Genomic DNA, 19,911 nt, shown 5'->3' on the forward strand with positions numbered 1-19,911 from the left:
GGAAAAGGTGGCGTGAAAGGGTAAGAAGATGGAAAAAAAGAAAAATGTAATTTGGATTGTGGTAGATCAACTGAGGGCACAGGCATTGGGAATCAGCGGGGATGTCAATGTTCACACACCTCATATTGATTTCCTTGCAAGAAACGGGGCAGAATTTACAAATGCAGTTTCAGGAGTGCCATTGTGCTGTCCTTTCCGCGGTTCTATGCTGACTAGTGAATATCCGCATAAATGTGCTCCAGGACACGATATGAGGATGCCTCATAGGGAGACGATCGCCGATATCTTTAACGAGAATGGATATGATACATGCTATATCGGAAAATGGCATCTGGACGGAGGCCCGATGGACGGAGAACGTGCGGGAACTCATTTCGTACCGCGTGAAAGGCGCGGTGGATTTCAAACCTGGCTTGGATATGAGAATAACAATGCCCAGATGGACTGCTGGCTGCATGGACATATACAGAAAAGAGAAACCGATATGTTCCGCGTGAAAGGGCATGAAACGGATGCTTTGACAGGAATTCTTTTAAAATATCTTAAGGAAAAGAAGAATAAACCAGAGCCTTTTTTTGCAGTATTGTCTATACAGCCTCCGCACAATCCCTATGTTGCCTCCCCTAAATTTGGCAGGCGTAATCCTGGAGAAATACAATTCAGAAAAAATGTTCCAGAGGTAGAGTATATACGTAAGCAGGCGTCAGAAGAACTGGCGGGATATTACGCGATGATTGAACAGATAGATGACAATGTAGGGGAAATCCTGGAAGAATTGACAGATTTGGAGATGATCGAAGATACGCATGTAATGTTCTTCAGTGATCATGGCGATATGCATGGTTCGCACGGTCAGTTTAGAAAAACGACAATTTATGAAGAGGCAATAAAAATTCCGTTCATTATCGGAGGAGAAAAGCTGGGAGGACATGAAGTGGCCAGAAAGAGCGGAAAGGTAGAGGAGGTATTCATCAACCATGTAGATATTGCTCCGACTACATTGGGACTTTGCGGAATTAGCAAGCCAGACTGGATGAAAGGATATGACTATTCTTCCTTCCGGCTTTTAGATAAAGAAAGAGCAAAAGGGTATCCGGACAGCGTTTATCTTCAGTCTGTGGTTCCTACCGGGCACCATGACAGTGTTAATAAAGCATGGCGAGGAATCCTGACAAAGGAAGGCTACAAGTACGGCTGCTTTGAAGGGACTGACTGGGTACTCTTTGATTTGAACAGAGATCCTTACGAACAGGTGAATCTTGCACATAATGATAAATATAAAGGAATGCGGCAGAAAATGAAAACAAAGTTAGAAAAGTGGATCGCAGAAACCGGTGATGTGTTTCAGCTTCCAGCGGAAAAATAATATATAAACGAAGGGAGAACAGGAATGAAAAAATTAGTGGCGACGGCACCCAGAACGGCTGAACTGAAGGAATATTCAGACAGAGATATAAAAGAAAATGAAGTAAAGGTGAAGGTAGAATTTGCAGCGCCGAAACATGGGACAGAGCTGGCGGATTTCCGTGGAACTACCCCGTTTATTGACGGCAGATTTGATGAGGAATGGCGGATATTTAGAGAAAGAGAGCAAGGAGAGCCGAGAGGAATTGAATTTGGAGATCTTCCTCTTGGAAATATGTTCGTAGGTACAATTATTGAGAAGGGAAGCCAGGTGACAGATTACGAAATCGGCGACAGGGTATGTTCTTACGGTTCTATAAAGGAAACACAGATTGTAAACGCGGTTGACAATTATAAATTGCGCAAAATGAGCAAAGATGCTTCTGCAAAAAATGCGGTCTGCTATGATCCGGCACAATTTGCACTCAGCGGAATCCGAGACGCAGATGTACGTCCTGGCGATCGTGTCGCTGTGATTGGATTGGGAGCGATTGGACTGATCGCGCTGCAGTTTGCCGCGAAGATAGGGGCGGAAACGGTGATCGGGATCGATCCGATTGAAAAGAGAAGAAAGATTGCCTTGAAAACAGGAGCAGACTATGTGCTGGATTCTGCGGTATGTGATACCGGACTAGAGATAAAACGGCTGACAGGAAAGGAAGGAGCCGATGTAATTATCGAAACGAGTGGGAATGTACATGCACTGCAGGCAGCACTAAAAGGGCTTGCTTATAATGGGACGATCGCTTATGTAGCGTTTGCAAAGCCTTTCCCGGCAGGGTTATGGCTTGGACAGGAGGCACATTATAATTATGGCAAAATCATCTTTTCACGTGCATGTAGCGAACCAAATCCGGAATACCCACGGTGGAACAGAAAACGGATTGAAGATGTATGCTGGAAATTGCTGATGAATGGCCACTTAAATTGTGAAGAGATCATCGATCCTGTGGTGCCATTCAAGGACTGCGCAGAAGGATTCTGTGAATATGTAGACAGGCATCCTGAGAAAAGTATTAAAATGGGTGTAGATTTTTCCGAGAGGGAATAAAGAAAAAGGAGGAACAAAGATGCTGTTGGGAACACAGGATAAGGATTTTTTTCCAACTGAAATAAAAGAAAAATTCAAATTTGTAAAGGAAATGGGGTTTGACTGTTTTGAAATAGATGGAAAGCTGCTTACAGAAAATGTAGAGGAAGTAAAAAGAGCGATTGAAAATACAGGCCTTTCAGTGAGTTCTGCCTGCAACGGATGCAGAGGATGGATAGGAGATTTCATTGAAGAACGCAGAAAAAATGGTGTAGAAGATATAAAAGGAATCCTGCAAGCTTTATCGAAAGTAGGAGGAACGGGATTTGTAGTACCCGCGGCGTGGGGAATGTTTTCCTACAGATTACCTCCAATGGTGTCTCCCAGAAGCAGGGAAGGAGACAGAGAGGCTTTGCTTACTTCTTTGGCGGAGCTGGACAAGGCAGCACAGGAAACGGGGACGTATATTTATCTGGAACCATTAAACCGCTATGAAGATCATATGCTCAATACCCAGCAGGATGCGGTGGATATTATAGTAAAAGGAATGTTTAAGAGAGTGAAGACGACATTCGACTTTTACCATATGTCCATTGAAGAGGACGACATAACCAATTCCATCAGAAAATATAGAAACTATATCGGGCATGTGCATATAGCAGAGAACCACAGGTATCAGCCGGGAAGCGGCTCGATAGACTGGGAGCGACATATAAATACTTTAAAAGAAATTGGATATGAAGGTCCGATAATTAATGAAGGAAGAGTCAGAGGAGACAATCCGCTGGAAGCTTATCAAAAATCTGTAGAATTTATGCGGCGATATATTTAGAGGAGACAGATAGATGAAACATTTAAGAATGGCGCTTATTGGAGCGGGGCAGATAGCACAGGCGACACATATTCCCAATTATATATCAATGCCGGAGGTAGAACTGGCAGGAATCTGTGATGTACGAATAGAAACTGCGCGTAAAGCAGCGGATGCATTTCATATTCCGCAGTATTTTGATTCTAGTACAAAAATGTTAAGAGAGTTAAAGCCAGATGCGGTAACAGTCTGTGTTCCTAATAAATTCCACTATCAGACGGTGATGGAAGCATTAAACAGAGGATGCCATGTACTTTGCGAAAAGCCGCCGGCCATTACAGCGGAAGAGGCAGAACAAATGGAGAAAAAGGCGCATGAAAAAGGATGTCTGCTATCGTATGGATTCCATCTGCGAAGTAGTGAAGAGGTGCAATTCCTGCACCGGGCTATAGAACAGGGCACATTAGGAGAACTCTACCATGTGGAAGTGAAATGGAGAAGGAGACGAGGAATTCCAGGATGGGGGAATTTTATAGACAAAGAAATACAAGGAGGGGGACCGCTGATAGATATAGGGGCGCATGTATTAGACAGCGCATTATATTTGTTGGATTATCCTCGTATAGACTATGTATGCGCTGCCTCCAGCAACCGAATAGGGAAAACATATCATGAAGGACTGATGGGAAAATGGAATCCTGAAAAATTTACAGTAGAGGACGGGCTGTTTGGATTTGTAAAATTTAAAAATGGATGCAGTCTGGAAATTCAAACCTCTTTTGCTCTGAACCAGAAAGAGAAAGATATCAGAAATATTTTGCTGTATGGAGACAGGAGCGGCGCACAGTTGTTCCCGCTGGAGATATATGGAGAAGAAGCGGGCCGACTTTATGACAAAACTTTTCCTTTTACCGGGCAAAAGGATTTGCATCTGGAATTGGACAGGAATTTTGTCCAGGCATGTTTAGGCAGGGAAACACTGCTTGTAAAACCGTGGCAGGGTACGTATATCCAGAGCCTTATAGGGATTTTATACGAATCGGCGGAAACGGGCCGGCCCGTAGTCTGTGATAAAAAGAATGGAGTGTACAGCTATGGAACATTATAAGATAGAGAAAGAGAAAAACAGACTGTGGCTGACGGAAAATTCTTATGCTCCGCTGTATGAATTAAAGACAGAATCTATTTTTGCACAGTGCAACGGATATATGGGAGTTCGTGCAGTCCATCCGTTTCTGTCAGTTGAAGAAAGCAGAGGGATGTTTTTATGCGGAGTTTTCGACAAGGCTTATGAGAATGAAGTGACAGAACTGGTGAATTGTCCGGATATTACATGGTTTGGAATAGAGATTGACGCAGAAAAAATCCATACAGACAGTACAAAATTACATTCCTGTACAAGAAAAATAGATATATTAAGCGGAGAACTCAGGCTTTTTTATGTATTTGAACTCTCCACAGGAACTTTAGTAGAAATAGAAGTAAAAAGATTTGCGTCACTGGATAATAAACATTTGTTTATGCAGTCTTACCGGGTGCATATATGTAATGGAATAGGAAAGAACATAAAAATTACAACAGGCATTAACGGACAGATTACAAACAGCGGGGTTTCTCATTTCCATTCCGTGACAGAAAGAGTTTATGACAGAGAAGTGATGGAAAGCAGAGGAGAACTAGAGGAAAACATAGTAACGGTATTAACAGCATGTACAATAAAAACAGGTACTGTGGCAAAAAAGGATTTTACGTTAAAGCGTAGAAGCATATATGGCATATACAGCTTTACAGAAGAAAATGATATAGAGATAGAAAAGGCCGCTTATATATACCAGGGAGGGGAAACGGAGGACTGTCGGGCGCGCCGTTATATGGATTGCTTTAAAAACACAGGCTACCAGAAGCAATTCTGTATGCATAGGAAACAGATGCAGAATTTCTGGAGAAAAGCGGGTATTGGTATTGAGGGGAACGGCCTGGAACAGCAGGCCGCAATTTCTTTCAGCCAGTATCATATGCTTGGAATGACGCCTCCTGACAGAGCAGAATGCAGCATTGCTGCAAAAGGACTGACGGGAGAGGGGTATAAAGGGCATGTATTCTGGGACACAGAAATTTTCATATTGCCGTTTCTGATCTATACATATCCCGAGAAAGCAAGGCAGCTTTTAATGTTCCGATACCTTGGCCTGGAAAAGGCGCGGCAGAAGGCGAAGGAATATGGCTACCAAGGGGCAATGTTTCCATGGGAGGCGGCAAAGACAGGAGAAGAAGAAACACCGAAATATGCAGCCTTGAATATACATACAGGCAAAGCAAACCGTGTCTGGTCCGGAATAAAAGAATACCATGTGACGGCAGATGTTATCTATGCAGTGGAACAGTATTTTACGGTAACCGGCGATAGGGAATTTATGGAACAGTGCGGATATGAAATGATATTTGAAGCGGCGAAATTCTGGGTTTCCTGCGCAAAATGGGATGAGACAGAGCATAGATACTGCATATATGATGTGATCGGACCGGATGAATATACAGAACATATAAATAACAATGCATATACAAACTATATGGCAGAGTTTTGCGTAAAGACGGCCTGTAGATATGCGAGGCAGTTAAAAGAGGGTGGACACAAAGAATGCAGCAGACTCGAACAGCGCACAGGCTTTCTGGAATATCTGGAAAAATTTGAGGAATTCTTAAGTAAAATATATCTTCCAAAGCCTGGGAGAAACGGCATCATTCCACAGGATGATACATTTTTGTCAAAGCCTTGTCTTCAAGAGATAGAAAAATATAAATCTTCTCAGGTAAAACAAGCTGTCCTGCTGGACTACTCACGTGACGAGATCGTAAATATGCAAGTGTTGAAGCAGGCTGATGTGATAATGCTGTTTGATCTTTTTCCGCGGCTTTTTCCGGATGATATTGTCAGAAAAAATATTTTGTTTTATGAAAAAAGAACTCTTCATGACTCATCCTTGAGTTATTGCGTCCATGCACAGGCAAGTGCATATACAGGAGATAAAAAGGCAGCAGACAGGTTTTTTAAAAAGGCGTTGTTTATAGATCTGAATGATAATCCATATGACAGTGCAGATGGGATTCATTCCGCATCTATGGGAGGAATTTGGAACTGTCTGATTTTTGGATTTGCAGGCGTCCGTTTTACAGGAACGGAAGTATGGATTCGTCCATGTCTTCCAGAAAATTGGAAAGAAATTTCCTTTTTTCTGACTCTTTGCAAAATAGAAATACAATTTGCTGTTTCAGAAAAAAGGATTGTTATGGAAGCCACGAAAGAACTGAAAGAACCATTATATGTATGTGTGGAGGATAAGAGATACACATTTGTAAGAAGTTTGGAATTGTATAGAGATACAGGGGAAACAAAAGAATGGAAGAAAAAATCAGAGGATGTATCTTTGACTTAGACGGGGTAGTTGTAGATACGGCAAAATATCATTATGCTGCATGGAAAAAGTTGGCAGATGAACTGGGATTTTATCTGAGTATAGAAGAAAATGAAAAGTTAAAAGGCGTAAGCCGCATGGAATCACTGGATATTATATTGAAGATAGGAGGAATAGAAAACTGTTCTCAGGAAAGAAAACGATTACTTGCAGAAAAGAAAAATATGTATTATTTGGAAATGCTTTCGGATATGGGACCTTCAGAGATATTGCCTGGAATTGTAGAACTTATAAAAAGTCTGAAAATGAAGGGGTGCAGGATCGCTTTGGGATCGGCCAGTAAAAGCGCCGGTATGATACTCAAAAGACTGGGAATAGAGGAACTGTTCGACGAGATTGTAGACGGGAATGACATAAAGCATGCGAAGCCGCATCCAGAAGTATTTCAGACGGCGGCGAAGAAACTCGGGATTTCTTATGAAAAATGTATGGTTGTTGAAGATGCAAAGGCCGGAGTGGAGGCAGCGCATGCATGTGGAATGTGCTGTATCGGGGTCGGCAGCAGCGAAGCCTTAAGCGCGGCGGATTTCCATGTGGAAAGTACAGCGGAATTGTCGAATATCTTCACTGTGCTCGTATAAAAACAGAGTATAAAACGGATGACGAAGAGAAATTTAAACGTCATCCGTTTTTTCGGTGGCACAAAGAATAAAAGCACTCAGCAAAGGAGCCTTACTTGCCGGAGTATTTTCTGTATGTTAATATTAGAAAAAGGAAATCATACAGATAATAAATACATATAGAGTTATAACTTGCAAGAGTAAACAAATGAAGGAGAATATCAGGAAATGGACTATGAATTGCTAAAGAAAATAAGAATGTCTCAGAATGCGTTTGGGGATATGGTGGGTGTTAAAATTGTAGAAATCAAAGAAGGATATGCCCGTGCGAAGCTGACAGCTTCAGACGCCCTGTTAAATCCGATTGGCTCTATGCATGGAGGATGTCTTTTTACACTGGCTGATATTACAGGCGGTTCCGCAGCAGTATCACACGGCGAACAAGTGACGACAGTAGATGCGGACATCCGCTATCTGCGTGCAGGAATAGGAATTAAGGAGGCAGTGGCTGAAGCAAAGGAAATAAAAAGAGGAAAAAAACTTCTTGTCTATAGAGTAGATATTACAGATGAAAGAGGAACTTTGTTGACAGCAGGAACTTTTAGTTATATGTCCTTGGGTAAGAAAATCGTATTGGAAAAGTAGAATAGGATAGAACATTGTGCCGGAGCGTATTCCGGCATTTTTATGTATAGTGGGGAAACTTAACTTTTATCCTTGATAGTGAAACCTTATGAGAGGTTTTGGCGTCTAATGTATGTAAAGACAATGCCGGCAAGATAGAGGGGAACATAGATACTATAAGAAATATAGACCTACAGAATAAGAAAGGGGGAAATCTGTTATTGAAATTTTTAGTAAAGAAAGCACAGAAGAGAGATGATCAGGCATTTGTAGAACTGATGGAGCTATGTAAATCCAGTATGTACAAAGTTGCACGGAGTTATCTGCGTCAGGATGAAGACATTGCAGATGCTATATCGCAGACTATATTGAATTGTTATGATAATATCGCAAAATTAAAAAATCCAAAGTACTTTAAAACTTGGCTGACTCGTATTTTGATAAACAATTGTAAGGATATTATAAGGCAGAATCAAAAGGAATATCTTCTGGAAATTTTGCCTGAACAAGGGGAAGAATGTATGGAGCTTAAGAATTATGAATTTCAGGAATTAATGAATTCTTTAGATGACAAATACCGTGTTGTACTGCTTCTCTATTACGGAGAGGGATTCAAAATCAGGGAGATTGCCCAAATCTTGGAAATGGATGAGAATACAGTGAAGACAAGATTGTCCAGAGGAAGGAAAAAATTAGGACAAGTATATCATTTAGAGGCTGTAGGAGAGAGGAGGTAAATAGATGAAAAAGGAATATTCAGACAAAGAGATAAAACAAATTTTGAAAAAAGAGGCGGAACTTCCAGAGTGCGTGGAAAAGAAAATACAGGCGGCATATCAGGAAATTAGTATGGATTCAAAAGTGACAATGAAGTATTTGAAGACATATAGAATAAGAAAGATGGCTGTTATTGCCGCTGTTATGGTGGCTGCTGTGGGACTTGCGGGGTTTGCGGCAAATGAATTTTTAAAGGTGAATATAAAAGAAGATACAAAAAATGCAGAGAAAATACTGTATAATATACAAGTGGATACGCAGAAGGAGGCACATAAAATTAAGGTGACTCCCACATATATGCCGCAGGGATATGTATATGGCGACGAGACTTCTGCCTACGGCGGAAAATGGCATAATTATGATACGGACAGCGGAATTACAATTGTACCGGTGAATGCGGCAGAACTCTACTGGGGAGAGAGAACAGGCAATTCTGTTTACAGAGAATCTTTTGCTAAGTCAGATTATGTAGAAGAGATCGAGATAGACGGACAGAGACAGGATATATTTGTAGAAGCGAAAGCGCCCTATGTGGATGCAGATAAGAAGATAATCAATATTTTTCTTACGAATGAGGAATACGGATATATGGTTTGGATAAGCAGCGAGACAACACTAGGAAAGGAAGAACTGCTTAAGGTAGCAAAAGGGCTGCAAATAGAAGTATTAGACGAAACCGAAAGCTACGCGACAGAAGAAGAGATAGAAAAAGAACTCGCAATGCAAAGGGAAGACAAAGAGACACAGGAGAAAGAAAAAGAGGAAAAAATAAAATATGGAATTCCAATTGAAAATATTTATAAGACAGGGGATGTCATCAGAAATCCGTTCCTTACGGAGGACATGGGGGTTCCTGAGGAGAATATAGAGTATATGGTACAGGATATCCAGATAGCAGACAGCTTGGATATGGAGAAATATCCTAGCGAAAATTATTGCAGCTATGAGGAAGTTGCGCCATGGGTAAATGAGGACGGTACATTAAAAACACATTTTCGGTATACGTATGCGATGACAGCAGAAGGACAGACCGAAGAGGAGCCAAGATTAGAGGAAGTATCATCTAAGTATGTCATAGTGAAAATGAAAGTAAAAAACGTTTCCGGCATGAACAATGAAAGCGTGAATTTAGCACCGGATCTGATTGTAAAGGAAGAAAGAGAAGACGGAGGACTTTCCTGTTATGGACCGACATTTTTCCCTGCAAATGAAGAGTATTCCCTACAGTGGGGAAGCGGAGACGGGGCAAGTTTCCCGATTTATATCGACCAGATGTATTATACAGAAGGGATAGAACGAATAAAAAGCAGCCTTTACAGGCCACTTGCAGATCAAGAAGAGCTGGAATATACACTCGTGTATGTAGCGGACGCAGATGTGCTGGATTCTATGTACCTGAAATTCTACGTGTCATATGCAGAAGAAATGCTGAATGGAAATTGGATAACGAATCCGTATGTGAAAGTGACAGAATAAAAAGCAGAAATATCAATAGAAATATAAACGACAGGAGGGGAGCAAAAGCCCCTCCTGTTTTGTAATTTGACAAGGATTCTTATGACGTTTATAATTCTACTGTATGATTGTATAGCTTAAGAGCTGTAAGTTTTGGCATGAGAATAAGTGTAAGGAGGATTACGATGAAGAAGCCGGTTTTAATCATTATGGCAGCAGGAATGGGGAGCAGATACGGCGGTTTAAAGCAGATTGACCCGATTGACAAGGAAGGGCATATTATTATGGACTTTTCCATTTTTGAAGCAAAAAGAGCAGGATTCGAGAAAGTTGTATTTATTATAAAGAAAGAAAATGAAGAGGATTTTAAAGAAGCAATTGGAAAACGAATTGAAAAGGTGATGGATGTATCTTATGTATACCAGGATCTTTACAGTCTGCCGGAAGGATTTCAAGTGCCGCAGGGACGAGTGAAGCCCTGGGGTACGGCACATGCTGTATTAAGCGCATACGAGGAAATAGACGGACCCTTTGCGGTAATCAATGCGGATGATTATTATGGACAGCATGCTTTTGAGACGATTTATAAATTTCTTACTACCCATGAGGATGATGACAAATACCGCTATACAATGGTAGGCTACCGTTTGAAAAATACAATGACAGACAATGGATATGTGGCGCGCGGTATCTGTGAATTAAACGAGAAACAGGAACTTGTAGAGATCAATGAGAGGACTCGGATTGAAAAACGCGCAGACGGAATCGCTTATTCAGAAGATGACGGAAAAACCTGGGTGCCGGTAGAAGGTAATAAACTGGTATCTCTAAATATGTGGGGCTTTACAAAAAGTATAATGAAAGAAATAAAAGAAGGATTTCCTGCATTTTTGCAAAAGGGATTGAAAGAGAATCCTCTGAAATGCGAATATTTTCTGCCGTCTGTAGTAAGCGATCTTCTGGAAAGTGGACGTGCGACAGTGACTGTTTTAGATACAGAAGATAAATGGTACGGTGTAACCTATAAAGAGGACAAGCCGCTGGTGACGGCAGCGCTCCAGGCATTAAAGGATGAAGGAAAATATCCGCAGAAGCTGTGGGAATAAAATAACCAAACAATGATGAAAAAAAGGACTTGCCTAAAGACAGAAAAAGGAGGTAGAAACATGTCTATTTTAGTAACCGGTGGAGCCGGATTTATTGGAAGCCATACTTGCGTAGAATTGCTGAATGTAGGATATGACACAGTAATTGTAGATAATTTATATAATGCATCAAAAAAAGCAATAGAGCGTATAGAAGAAATTACAGGGAAAACAGTGAAATTTTATCAAGTAGATGTCCGCGACGCAGAAGGGTTAGATGAAATCTTTGAAAAAGAAGATATAGAAGCAGTCATTCATTTTGCCGGGTTAAAGGCAGTCGGGGAGTCTGTGGCAAAGCCTTTAGAGTATTATGACAATAATATAAATGGTACACTGACACTTTGCGATGTAATGAGAAAACACAATGTGAAAAATATTATTTTCAGTTCTTCTGCGACTGTATACGGGGACCCTGCATTTATACCCATTACCGAAGAGTGTCCAAAGGGAATCTGTACAAATCCGTATGGATGGACAAAATGGATGTTGGAGCAGATTTTGACAGATCTGCATACAGCAGATAAAGAATGGAATGTGGTTCTTCTTCGGTATTTTAATCCCATTGGAGCACATAAGAGTGGAAAAATCGGAGAAGATCCGAAAGGAATTCCCAATAATCTTATGCCGTATATTTCACAGGTGGCGATCGGAAAATTAAAATGTCTGGGCGTATTTGGAGATGACTATGATACGCCGGACGGAACGGGTGTGCGGGATTACATTCATGTGGTAGATTTGGCAGACGGGCATGTCTGTGCGGTTGAAAAATTAAAAGAAAAAACAGGTGTATCTGTTTACAACCTGGGAACCGGAAGAGGATATTCTGTACTTGATATGGTGAAAGCATTTGAAAGGGCATGTAAAAAAGAGATTCCTTATGAAATCAAAGCACGCCGTCCCGGTGATATTGCAACTTGTTATTGTGACGCTTCAAAGGCGAAAAAAGAATTGCATTGGGAAGCAAAACGCGGGCTGGAAGAAATGTGTGAAGATTCCTGGAGATGGCAGAGCCAGAATCCCAATGGGTACCAGGGGGAATGAAAAGGAAAGGGTTTTTGTTATGAGCGAACAAAAAGAGACTGTAATAACAGAGAAAAAGAAACAGGTGCTAAGTGATTTGCGCAATTCGGAGGAAATATACATGCTGATGTCTGCATGTACGAAAATGCCGTTTGTAGTGTGTGATCCTGAGACGTACGACGATAAGATTTTTCTGTTTAATGATTTAGAAACGGCAAAAAAATGTGCAGAAAAATACAGAAATGAAAATCAGCCGGTCAATGTAGGGAAAGTGGGAAGGAAGCAGTTACTTCCATTTTATTCCAGCTTATATACAATGGGGATAAATTGCCTTGTGTTTGAAAATAAGGAAGAGAAAATAACAGCGATCCAGTTGGAAGATCTGGTAAAGCGGGGAGATATAAACCACCTTCCAGAGGGAAAGGTCTGGGTAGAAAATCCAGGATTACATCTGACATCGCTTTATTTTATGCAGGAAATGCGCAGACATAAGAAGCCGGAGCTGACAGAAGAAATGAAGGAGCTTCAAGAGGAGATTCTTTCAAATTTCCAGAGAGGGACTTACATTGCGGCAGTACAGGAAGGAAATAAAATCCCTCTGTTAAAACAACAGGATGGAACGTCATTTCAGCCGATTTTTACGGATGTTATAGAATTTCAGAAATTTAACAGGGAACAGAAGTTTAAATCTGCGGTTATAAAAGCAGATAAGCTTCTTAATATTCTTGTACCAGAGGCAAAGGGGGTTGTGATCAATCCTTTTGGAGTAAATTTGCAGCTTCCTATTAAGAGGAAAAAATAATGATTGTTTTTTATTTTAGTGGAACAGGTAATACTCTCTGGGCGGCAAAAAAAATAGCGAACCGTTTTTGGGGTGAATGTCATGGGATCATGGAATATGCGGCGGACAAAGCTATACAGATAGAAGACGATAGGATTGGATTTGTGTTTCCAGTCTATATGAATGATCTCCCCTGGGTTGTAAAAGCATTTTTGCTGGAGCTGTCATTTAAAAACCCTAAATATATTTTTGCAGTGTTTACATCAAGCAGTGGAAAAAATGGAAAAGCAGCTAAAAATTTAGAGAAGGTTCTTCAGATGAAGCATACAAAGCTGTCTGCTGTGTTTGATCTGCCAATGCCAGGGAACTGCATTCCCGGGAAAAAGGCAAAAGAGACGGAAAAGCTTAAGAAAGCACCTGAAAGATTAGAAGGCATTATAAAAGATATTCAGAAAAACACAAAAAGTGTAAATCAAAAATTTCTTTCAGATAAAAGAAGAGGTATGCAAAAACATTATGCGGGCAGCGTGAAACCAAACTTTGTGACTGGTTCTTGGTTTTACAGACAAGGGATGGCCAGCACAGTGATGAAACCATATCCGGATGATAAGAAATGTACAGGATGTGGAATTTGCGAAAAGATCTGCCCGACGGGTAATATTCAGATAAAAAATGGAAGAGCAGTGCATGGGAATTGCTGTACCGCATGCTATGCATGCTATCATTGGTGTCCCAAACAGGCGCATACCGTTTCTATGCCTATTTTAAGAGGAAGAAAGCAGTACCACCATCCAGATGTAGGGTGGCAGGAGATTGCAAATCAAAAGAAAGAGCAGAAGAGGGAGAAGAGATGACAGAGAAGGAACGAATGCTGGCAGGGAAATTGTATATTGCAGATGATAAAGAGCTGGCGAAGGATGCGAAACGTTCCAGAAGATTGACAAGACTGTTGAACCATTCTACAGAGGAGGAGAGTAATCTCCGGGTTCGGTTGATAAAGGAACTGTTCCAAAAGACAGGAGAGAATATCTGGATAGAACCTCCGTTTCGTTGTGATTATGGGTGCCATATTTCCGTAGGAGAAAATTTTTATGCCAATTATGACTGTATTATTTTAGATGTGTGTGATGTAGAGATTGGCGATAATGTATTTTTGGCTCCAAGAGTCTGTATCTATACGGCAGGACATCCGATAGATGCAGGTGTGCGTAATACGCAGCTGGAGTTTGGAAAAAAAGTGAAAATTGGAAACGGTGTATGGATTGGCGGCAATACGGTGGTGAATCCAGGAGTGACGATAGGAGACAACGTAGTGATTGGCTCAGGCTCTGTTGTGACGAAAGACATCCCTTCCGGAGTGATAGCGGCAGGAAATCCCTGTAGAGTTATCCGTGAAATCACAGAAGAGGATAGGAAGTATTGGGAAGAATTGGCAGAAGAATACAGAAGAAATAAGGAAGAATAAGGAACGTAGGAGGAAACGCAAGTGGGAATAGCAGAATTATGTATTCTGGCAGTGGGGTTATCGATGGATGCGTTTGCTGTTTCTGTCTGTAAGGGGCTGGCAATGCCCAAACTGTCAAAAAAGACAATGTTGATAGTAGGGGGCTGGTTTGGGAGCTTTCAGGCACTCATGCCGCTAGTGGGATATTTTCTCGGATATCAGTTTCGAGACAAAATTACAGCGGTGGATCACTGGATTGCATTTGTACTGTTGGTGATCATTGGTGCAAATATGGTGCGCGAATCTTTCTCCAGAGACGATGACGGAGAGGAGGCAAATGCGGCGCTGGATATAAAAACAATGTTTGTCCTTGCTGTGGCGACGAGCATCGATGCACTGGCAATTGGCATTACATTTGCATTCTTGAATGTCCATGTTGGCTGGGCAGTCACCTTTATAGGAGTGACAACTTTTGTGATCGCGGCAGCAGGCGTAAAAATAGGGAGTCTTTTCGGAACAAGATACAAAGCGAAAGCAGAGCTTGCGGGAGGAATTATTTTAATTGTACTCGGTGTAAAGATTCTATTAGAACATCTTGGTCTGCTGTAAAAAATAAAATAAGGAATAAAAAGACTTTATATTTGACATAGATATGAATCTAAAGCCAAATGTAAAGTCTTTTTATTTTGCGGCAATTCCGTGAACAATGACTGCGAGACAATGAAGCTGTTCTGGAGTCAGATGGTTTAAATCTTCCGTAATTTCTGTAATGAGACTTGGCTGCTGGCAGTTCATATTAAAAAACTGTTCCGGAGTTAGGTTGAAATATTCGCAGATATTAAAAAATACTGCCATAGAAGGAAGTGCCTGCCGGTTTTCAATATGGTTGATATAGCCAGAATTCTGTCCTAGTGATAAACTCATATCCCGTGCGGATACACCTTTTTGGAGCCGCAATTCAGATAACCTTCTGGAAAATTCTCTTTCGTACACACCATCACCTCTTGTAAGACATTATAAAGCATTAGATATGTAGAAATATGGTATATAAAAGCATATTTTGTTGACAATATGCTATTATAAAGCATATAATGTATAAGAATGTGATTTTATATCATATATTATTTTGTTTGAGGAAATACTAAATAGAAAATAAGAAATTTTTAGGGGGGGGGGTAGAACCATAAGAGGCGGTTTTCCTTCCCCCGAAGAGGTTTTGGATTCTATGAATAAAAATATACTGATTTTGTCTACAGTCAGCGGCTTTTTAAAAAAGTTTGAGACAGACGATGTGGAAATTTTAAAAGAACTGGGCTATACGGTGCATTATGCGGCAAATATGAGGGAACAGCATTACCTGTTTGATGAAACGGCTTTATGCGGGATGGGAGTAGAACCCCATCACATTGATATTGAACGTTCTCCTTATATGATACGGGAAAATAAAAAAGCATTTGGGCAGCTTTTAGATATAATCGACACCTTTCAGATCTCCGTGATTCACTGCCATACACCGGTGGGAGGAGTGCTGGGACGCCTGGCAGGAAGATATTTTCAGAACAGAGGGATACAGGTTCTCTATACGGCACATGGATTCCATTTTTATAAAGGGGCGCCCCTGCTTAATAATACCGTCTATTACCTGGTGGAAAGGCTGCTGGCAAGGTATACGGACGTGCTGGTTACCATTAATCAGGAGGACTATGACAGGGCAAAAAAATTCCGGCTGAAACAGGGAGGAAGGGTGTATAAAATTCCCGGCGTTGGCCTGGACAGAGCGTTTTTTTCTCCATTGTCAGAAGAAGAGAAGAAAAAGAACAGAGAAGAACTGGGGGCGCAGGATAAATTCTTCTTTGTTACGGCTGGAGAGCTGAATGAAAACAAGAACCAGCATCTGGTTCTGGAAACATTGAAAAAGATGAAAGAGGGAGGAAAAGATATTTCCCATTACCTCTATGGAATCTGCGGAGACGGATTTTTTTACAACCGAATGAAGAGGTGGATAGAAGAGATGGGGCTTCATGAAAATGTAAAGCTGTACGGGTATCAAACGGATGTCCGCAAGGTTGTGGGGAGCGCGGATTGTTTTGTATTTCCGTCCAAGAGAGAGGGACTTGGAATGGCAGCACTGGAAGCCCTTTCTATGGGAATCCCGGTGGTTGCTTCGGATAACAGAGGGACCCGGGAATATATGAAGCATAAGAAAAACGGATATGTCTGTCCAAGCCTGGATACAGGCAGCTTTATACAGGGGCTGGAATATATAGAAAACCTGGAGGGAACAGAAAAAGAGGAACTGTCTGCCTGGTGCAGGGAGTCTGTAAGAAGATTTTCAAAAGAGAAAACGAGGAGTCAGATGGAAGAAATATATCGGGGAATAGAAGATGGAGAAAAAGATATCGGTCATCCTGGGTGTGTACAATCCGGATGAAAAGAGGCTGAGCGCGGCTGTTAAGTCCATACAGGAGCAGTCGTTTAAAGACTGGGAGATGATTTTATATGATGACGGTTCAGATAAACAGTATGCGGAAAAAATATATCAGATTTCCGGAAGAGATACAAGGATCCGGTGGATTCGGAATAAGGAAAACAAGGGACTTGCCTTCGCTTTAAATCAATGCATCAGCCAGGCGGAGGGAAGGTATATCGCGCGGATGGATGACGACGATATTTCCCTGCCCGGGCGATTGGAGAGACAGTATCAGTTTTTAGAGGAGCATCCGGAGTATGGATGGGCGGGGACAAATGCCGGCCTGATAGATGACACCGGTATATGGGGAGAAGAAGTCATGCCGGAAATGCCAAAAGCAGAGGATTTTTTAAAATATTCCCCGTATATTCACCCTTCTGTGATGTTCCAGAGAAAGATTTTAGAGCAGGCAGGCGGGTATCTTGTTTCCCGGCTGACCAAAAGATGCGAAGATTATGAACTGTTTATGCGGCTGCATGCAAACGGACGATATGGATATAACATACAGGAGCCCCTTCTTTTGTATAGGGAGGACAGGAAAAGCTATGACAAAAGAAAGATGAAATACCGTTTCCGTGAAATGCAGATCCGGTATCAGGGGTTTCAAAGGCTGGGGATTCTGACGCTTAAAAACATGGCTTTTGTAGTAAGGCCTGTGGCAGGCGGGATTCCGGGAATAAAAATGATACGGCAGATACGCAGGAGGAGAAGGCATGGTGCTCTGGATACAGAGGGAAACAGAAAGACTTAAGCTATATAAGAAATATTTAGAGGAAAAGAAGCTGTATTGCCCCTCCGGCAGCTTAGGGCCGGCAGAGGAGACAGACAGAGCGGAGCAAAAGGATAGCTTTTTAGAATTAGGCAGTTATGTCCTGGGGCCTGTACTCAATGTATTTGTTATATGGGTGTTAAAGGAGGCTGCTAAAAGTGGAAAAAAGAGACTCTATTTCCTGGCAAGAGACGGGTATTTTATGTACAGGGCAGCGCTGGTTTACAAGGAAAAATGGAAATTAGACATAGACTGCCGGTATATAAGCTGCTCCCGCTATTGTCTGCGCCTTCCTGTGTTTCATCTGAATGAAAAAGACGCCATGGAGTATATCTGCAGAGACAGCATAGGGCTTGACATGGAACACCTTTTAAACCGCGCCGGCCTGGAGGAAGGGGAAAAGGAAGCGGTATTGAAGGAACTGGGAAAAGAAAAAAGAGCAGCGGTCTCTTATGCGCAGCTAAAGGAGATAAAAAAGGCGCTGCGAAAATCTGCTGTCTTTATGGAAGCCATGCGGAAACATTCCAGAGAAGCACTGCCGGCGCTTAAGGGCTATCTTACCCAGGAAGGATTCTTAGACGGTGTTTCGGATGCGGTGGTGGACAGCGGCTGGGTAGGCTCTATGCAAAAGACTTTGCAGGAAGTTTTAAGATATATGGGACGCACAGAAGAACTGGAGGGATACTATTTCGGACTGTATGAGCTGCCAAAGAAAGTGAAGAGAAATACGTACCACTGTTTCTATTTTAGTCCGGAAGGACAGCTGTGTGAAAAGGTAAATTTCAACAATAATGTATTTGAAGTTCTTTTTAGCGCGCCCCATGGAATGACTCTTGGATACGAGAAAAAAGAGGGGAAGTATGTGCCGGTATACGGGGAGATTACACCGGAAAGAAAGGCGTATTTAGAATCCCTGGAAACAGCCCTGGCAGGCTATATAAGACAGGCAGCAAAAGAGACAGGAAGCTTAGAGAATACAGACTGTGAAGATGCGAAACAAAGTTTAAAAAAGATATTGAAGCTTTTTATGACAAGACCGACGAGGGCGGAGGCAAAAAGATACGGCAACCTGCCTTTTTGTGATGATGTGCTGGAATACGGAAACCGTCCCCTGGCTGTAAAGATGAACCGCAGAGAATTGAAGGAAAACCATGTGGTCAGTAAGGCGCTTGCATTGTCGGGTATACGGAAAAAAGAGATAAAAGAAAGCGCGTGGTATGAAGGAAGCGCAGTACGCTGTGCAAAGCGTCCGGGATACCACCTTATACAGTACAGTATGTATAAATACCTGCTTTATATGAGGCAGATGTATATTTGGAGAAAAGAAAATGGCAGAAACGAGAAAAACGAATCCTAGAAAAGAACAACAAGAAAAAGCGGAGAAAAGAAAACAGTATTTTTTTGTGATTCGGGAACTGACCTCAAGGGAAATAAAAAGAAAATATTCCAGATCCTATCTGGGGATATTGTGGAGTGTGCTCAATCCCCTTTTATCAATGGCGGTTATTTCCTTAATCTTTTCACAATTATTTAAACGTTCTATTGATAATTATCCAATATATTATTTGACAGGTTTTATTTTATGGCAACTGTTTACTGGAGCAACAAATGCTGCTATGACTGCTTTAGTTGACAATAAGATGATGTTGATTAAGGTAAAGCTACCGATGGAAATTTTTATTCTTGCAAGGATATACACAGCTCTGGTGAATTTAGGATATTCCATGATGGCATATGTTGTGATGCTTCTTGTATTTCAAGTAAAACCAAATTTAACAATGTTTTTCTTTCCGATTATCGTGCTTTTTTTACTGGTTTTTACAATGGGGATTTCATTTATTTTAGCATGGGCGTATGTATTCTTTGGGGATGTGAAACACCTTTATTCTGTTCTATTAACGTTATGGATGTATTGTTCTGCAATTTTTTATCCTGTAGAAAGGCTGGAAGGAATCATTAGAAAAATCATAGAAATAAACCCTATTTTTAACTATATAGATTCTATGAGAAGCATTATTATGCAGGGAAGACTTCCTTCATTCGAAGAAATTTTTCGTATGGTTGTATGGGCTGTGGTGATCTATTTTTTAGGCTATTATATTTTCCGGAAAAATAGAAATAAGATTATGCAGAAGATTTAGCGAGGAT

20 protein-coding genes are annotated in these 19,911 nt (G+C 41.3%); 19 read left to right on the plus strand and 1 reads right to left on the minus strand.

Annotated elements, in window-relative coordinates; translation table 11 throughout:
- Positions 1-28: 28 nt before the first annotated feature.
- From H8S37_RS16955 to H8S37_RS17025, 15 genes are all read left to right on the plus strand, one after another.
- Positions 29-1,366, plus strand: a complete 1,338-nt coding sequence (locus H8S37_RS16955; RefSeq protein ID WP_186877255.1) for a sulfatase family protein — start codon at positions 29-31, stop codon at positions 1,364-1,366.
- 24 nt (positions 1,367-1,390) lie between these two features.
- Positions 1,391-2,455 (plus strand): zinc-dependent alcohol dehydrogenase, encoded by a 1,065-nt coding sequence (locus H8S37_RS16960; protein WP_186877256.1) that lies wholly within the window; start codon positions 1,391-1,393, stop codon positions 2,453-2,455.
- A gap of 19 nt (positions 2,456-2,474) precedes the next feature.
- On the plus strand, positions 2,475-3,266 hold the full coding sequence (locus tag H8S37_RS16965) for a sugar phosphate isomerase/epimerase family protein (RefSeq protein WP_186877257.1): 792 nt from the start codon (positions 2,475-2,477) through the stop codon (positions 3,264-3,266).
- A gap of 13 nt (positions 3,267-3,279) precedes the next feature.
- Entirely contained in the window at positions 3,280-4,353 is a 1,074-nt protein-coding gene (locus tag H8S37_RS16970; RefSeq protein ID WP_186877258.1) for a Gfo/Idh/MocA family protein, read from the plus strand.
- The gene (locus H8S37_RS16975; protein WP_243207242.1) at positions 4,340-6,679 is read left to right on the plus strand and encodes a glycoside hydrolase family 65 protein; all 2,340 of its coding nucleotides are present in this window, start codon (positions 4,340-4,342) and stop codon (positions 6,677-6,679) included. The genes H8S37_RS16970 and H8S37_RS16975 overlap by 14 nt, the downstream gene beginning before the upstream one ends.
- The gene (gene pgmB, locus H8S37_RS16980; RefSeq protein WP_186877259.1) at positions 6,643-7,299 is read left to right on the plus strand and encodes a beta-phosphoglucomutase; all 657 of its coding nucleotides are present in this window, start codon (positions 6,643-6,645) and stop codon (positions 7,297-7,299) included. Before H8S37_RS16975 ends, pgmB begins: the two co-directional genes overlap by 37 nt.
- A 207-nt stretch (positions 7,300-7,506) precedes the next feature.
- Complete coding sequence (locus H8S37_RS16985; protein ID WP_186877260.1) at positions 7,507-7,923, plus strand: PaaI family thioesterase; 417 nt, start codon at positions 7,507-7,509, stop codon at positions 7,921-7,923.
- 200 nt (positions 7,924-8,123) lie between these two features.
- The gene (locus H8S37_RS16990; RefSeq protein ID WP_186877261.1) at positions 8,124-8,639 is read left to right on the plus strand and encodes an RNA polymerase sigma factor; all 516 of its coding nucleotides are present in this window, start codon (positions 8,124-8,126) and stop codon (positions 8,637-8,639) included.
- A 4-nt stretch (positions 8,640-8,643) separates the two neighbouring features.
- Positions 8,644-10,155 (plus strand): hypothetical protein, encoded by a 1,512-nt coding sequence (locus H8S37_RS16995; protein WP_186877262.1) that lies wholly within the window; start codon positions 8,644-8,646, stop codon positions 10,153-10,155.
- 164 nt (positions 10,156-10,319) lie between these two features.
- The gene (locus H8S37_RS17000) at positions 10,320-11,240 is read left to right on the plus strand and encodes a nucleotidyltransferase family protein (RefSeq protein ID WP_186877263.1); all 921 of its coding nucleotides are present in this window, start codon (positions 10,320-10,322) and stop codon (positions 11,238-11,240) included.
- Positions 11,241-11,300: 60 nt separating this feature from the next.
- Positions 11,301-12,320: a UDP-glucose 4-epimerase GalE gene (gene galE, locus H8S37_RS17005; RefSeq protein WP_186877264.1), complete on the plus strand. Its 1,020-nt coding sequence runs from the start codon at positions 11,301-11,303 to the stop codon at positions 12,318-12,320.
- Between the two features lie 19 nt (positions 12,321-12,339).
- Entirely contained in the window at positions 12,340-13,101 is a 762-nt protein-coding gene (locus H8S37_RS17010) for an SseB family protein (protein ID WP_186877265.1), read from the plus strand.
- Positions 13,101-13,934, plus strand: coding sequence for an EFR1 family ferrodoxin (locus tag H8S37_RS17015; RefSeq protein ID WP_186877266.1), 834 nt, complete (start codon positions 13,101-13,103; stop codon positions 13,932-13,934). The genes H8S37_RS17010 and H8S37_RS17015 overlap by 1 nt, the downstream gene beginning before the upstream one ends.
- On the plus strand, positions 13,931-14,545 hold the full coding sequence (locus H8S37_RS17020) for a sugar O-acetyltransferase (RefSeq protein WP_186877267.1): 615 nt from the start codon (positions 13,931-13,933) through the stop codon (positions 14,543-14,545). Before H8S37_RS17015 ends, H8S37_RS17020 begins: the two co-directional genes overlap by 4 nt.
- A 21-nt stretch (positions 14,546-14,566) precedes the next feature.
- The gene (locus H8S37_RS17025; protein ID WP_186877268.1) at positions 14,567-15,133 is read left to right on the plus strand and encodes a manganese efflux pump MntP; all 567 of its coding nucleotides are present in this window, start codon (positions 14,567-14,569) and stop codon (positions 15,131-15,133) included.
- Between the two features lie 72 nt (positions 15,134-15,205).
- On the opposite strand, the gene H8S37_RS17030 is transcribed toward H8S37_RS17025, so the two are convergent.
- Positions 15,206-15,517: a helix-turn-helix domain-containing protein gene (locus tag H8S37_RS17030; RefSeq protein ID WP_186877269.1), complete on the minus strand. Its 312-nt coding sequence runs from the start codon at positions 15,515-15,517 to the stop codon at positions 15,206-15,208.
- 232 nt (positions 15,518-15,749) lie between these two features.
- Here H8S37_RS17030 and H8S37_RS17035 point away from each other — a divergent pair, with 232 nt between their 5' ends.
- The 4 genes from H8S37_RS17035 to H8S37_RS17050 are packed head-to-tail and all read left to right on the plus strand — an operon-like array spanning position 15,750 to position 19,904.
- Positions 15,750-16,955: a glycosyltransferase family 4 protein gene (locus tag H8S37_RS17035; protein ID WP_186877270.1), complete on the plus strand. Its 1,206-nt coding sequence runs from the start codon at positions 15,750-15,752 to the stop codon at positions 16,953-16,955.
- Positions 16,909-17,745 carry a glycosyltransferase gene (locus tag H8S37_RS17040; protein WP_186877271.1) on the plus strand — a complete coding sequence of 279 codons (837 nt, stop codon included), beginning with the start codon at positions 16,909-16,911 and terminating at the stop codon, positions 17,743-17,745. The genes H8S37_RS17035 and H8S37_RS17040 overlap by 47 nt, the downstream gene beginning before the upstream one ends.
- Complete coding sequence (locus H8S37_RS17045) at positions 17,708-19,120, plus strand: hypothetical protein (protein WP_186877272.1); 1,413 nt, start codon at positions 17,708-17,710, stop codon at positions 19,118-19,120. The genes H8S37_RS17040 and H8S37_RS17045 overlap by 38 nt, the downstream gene beginning before the upstream one ends.
- Positions 19,092-19,904 carry an ABC transporter permease gene (locus H8S37_RS17050; protein WP_186877273.1) on the plus strand — a complete coding sequence of 271 codons (813 nt, stop codon included), beginning with the start codon at positions 19,092-19,094 and terminating at the stop codon, positions 19,902-19,904. Before H8S37_RS17045 ends, H8S37_RS17050 begins: the two co-directional genes overlap by 29 nt.
- Positions 19,905-19,911: the final 7 nt, after the last annotated feature.

Origin of the sequence: Mediterraneibacter hominis, assembly GCF_014287475.1 — a bacterium.
Classification (GTDB): domain Bacteria; phylum Bacillota; class Clostridia; order Lachnospirales; family Lachnospiraceae; genus Mediterraneibacter; species Mediterraneibacter hominis.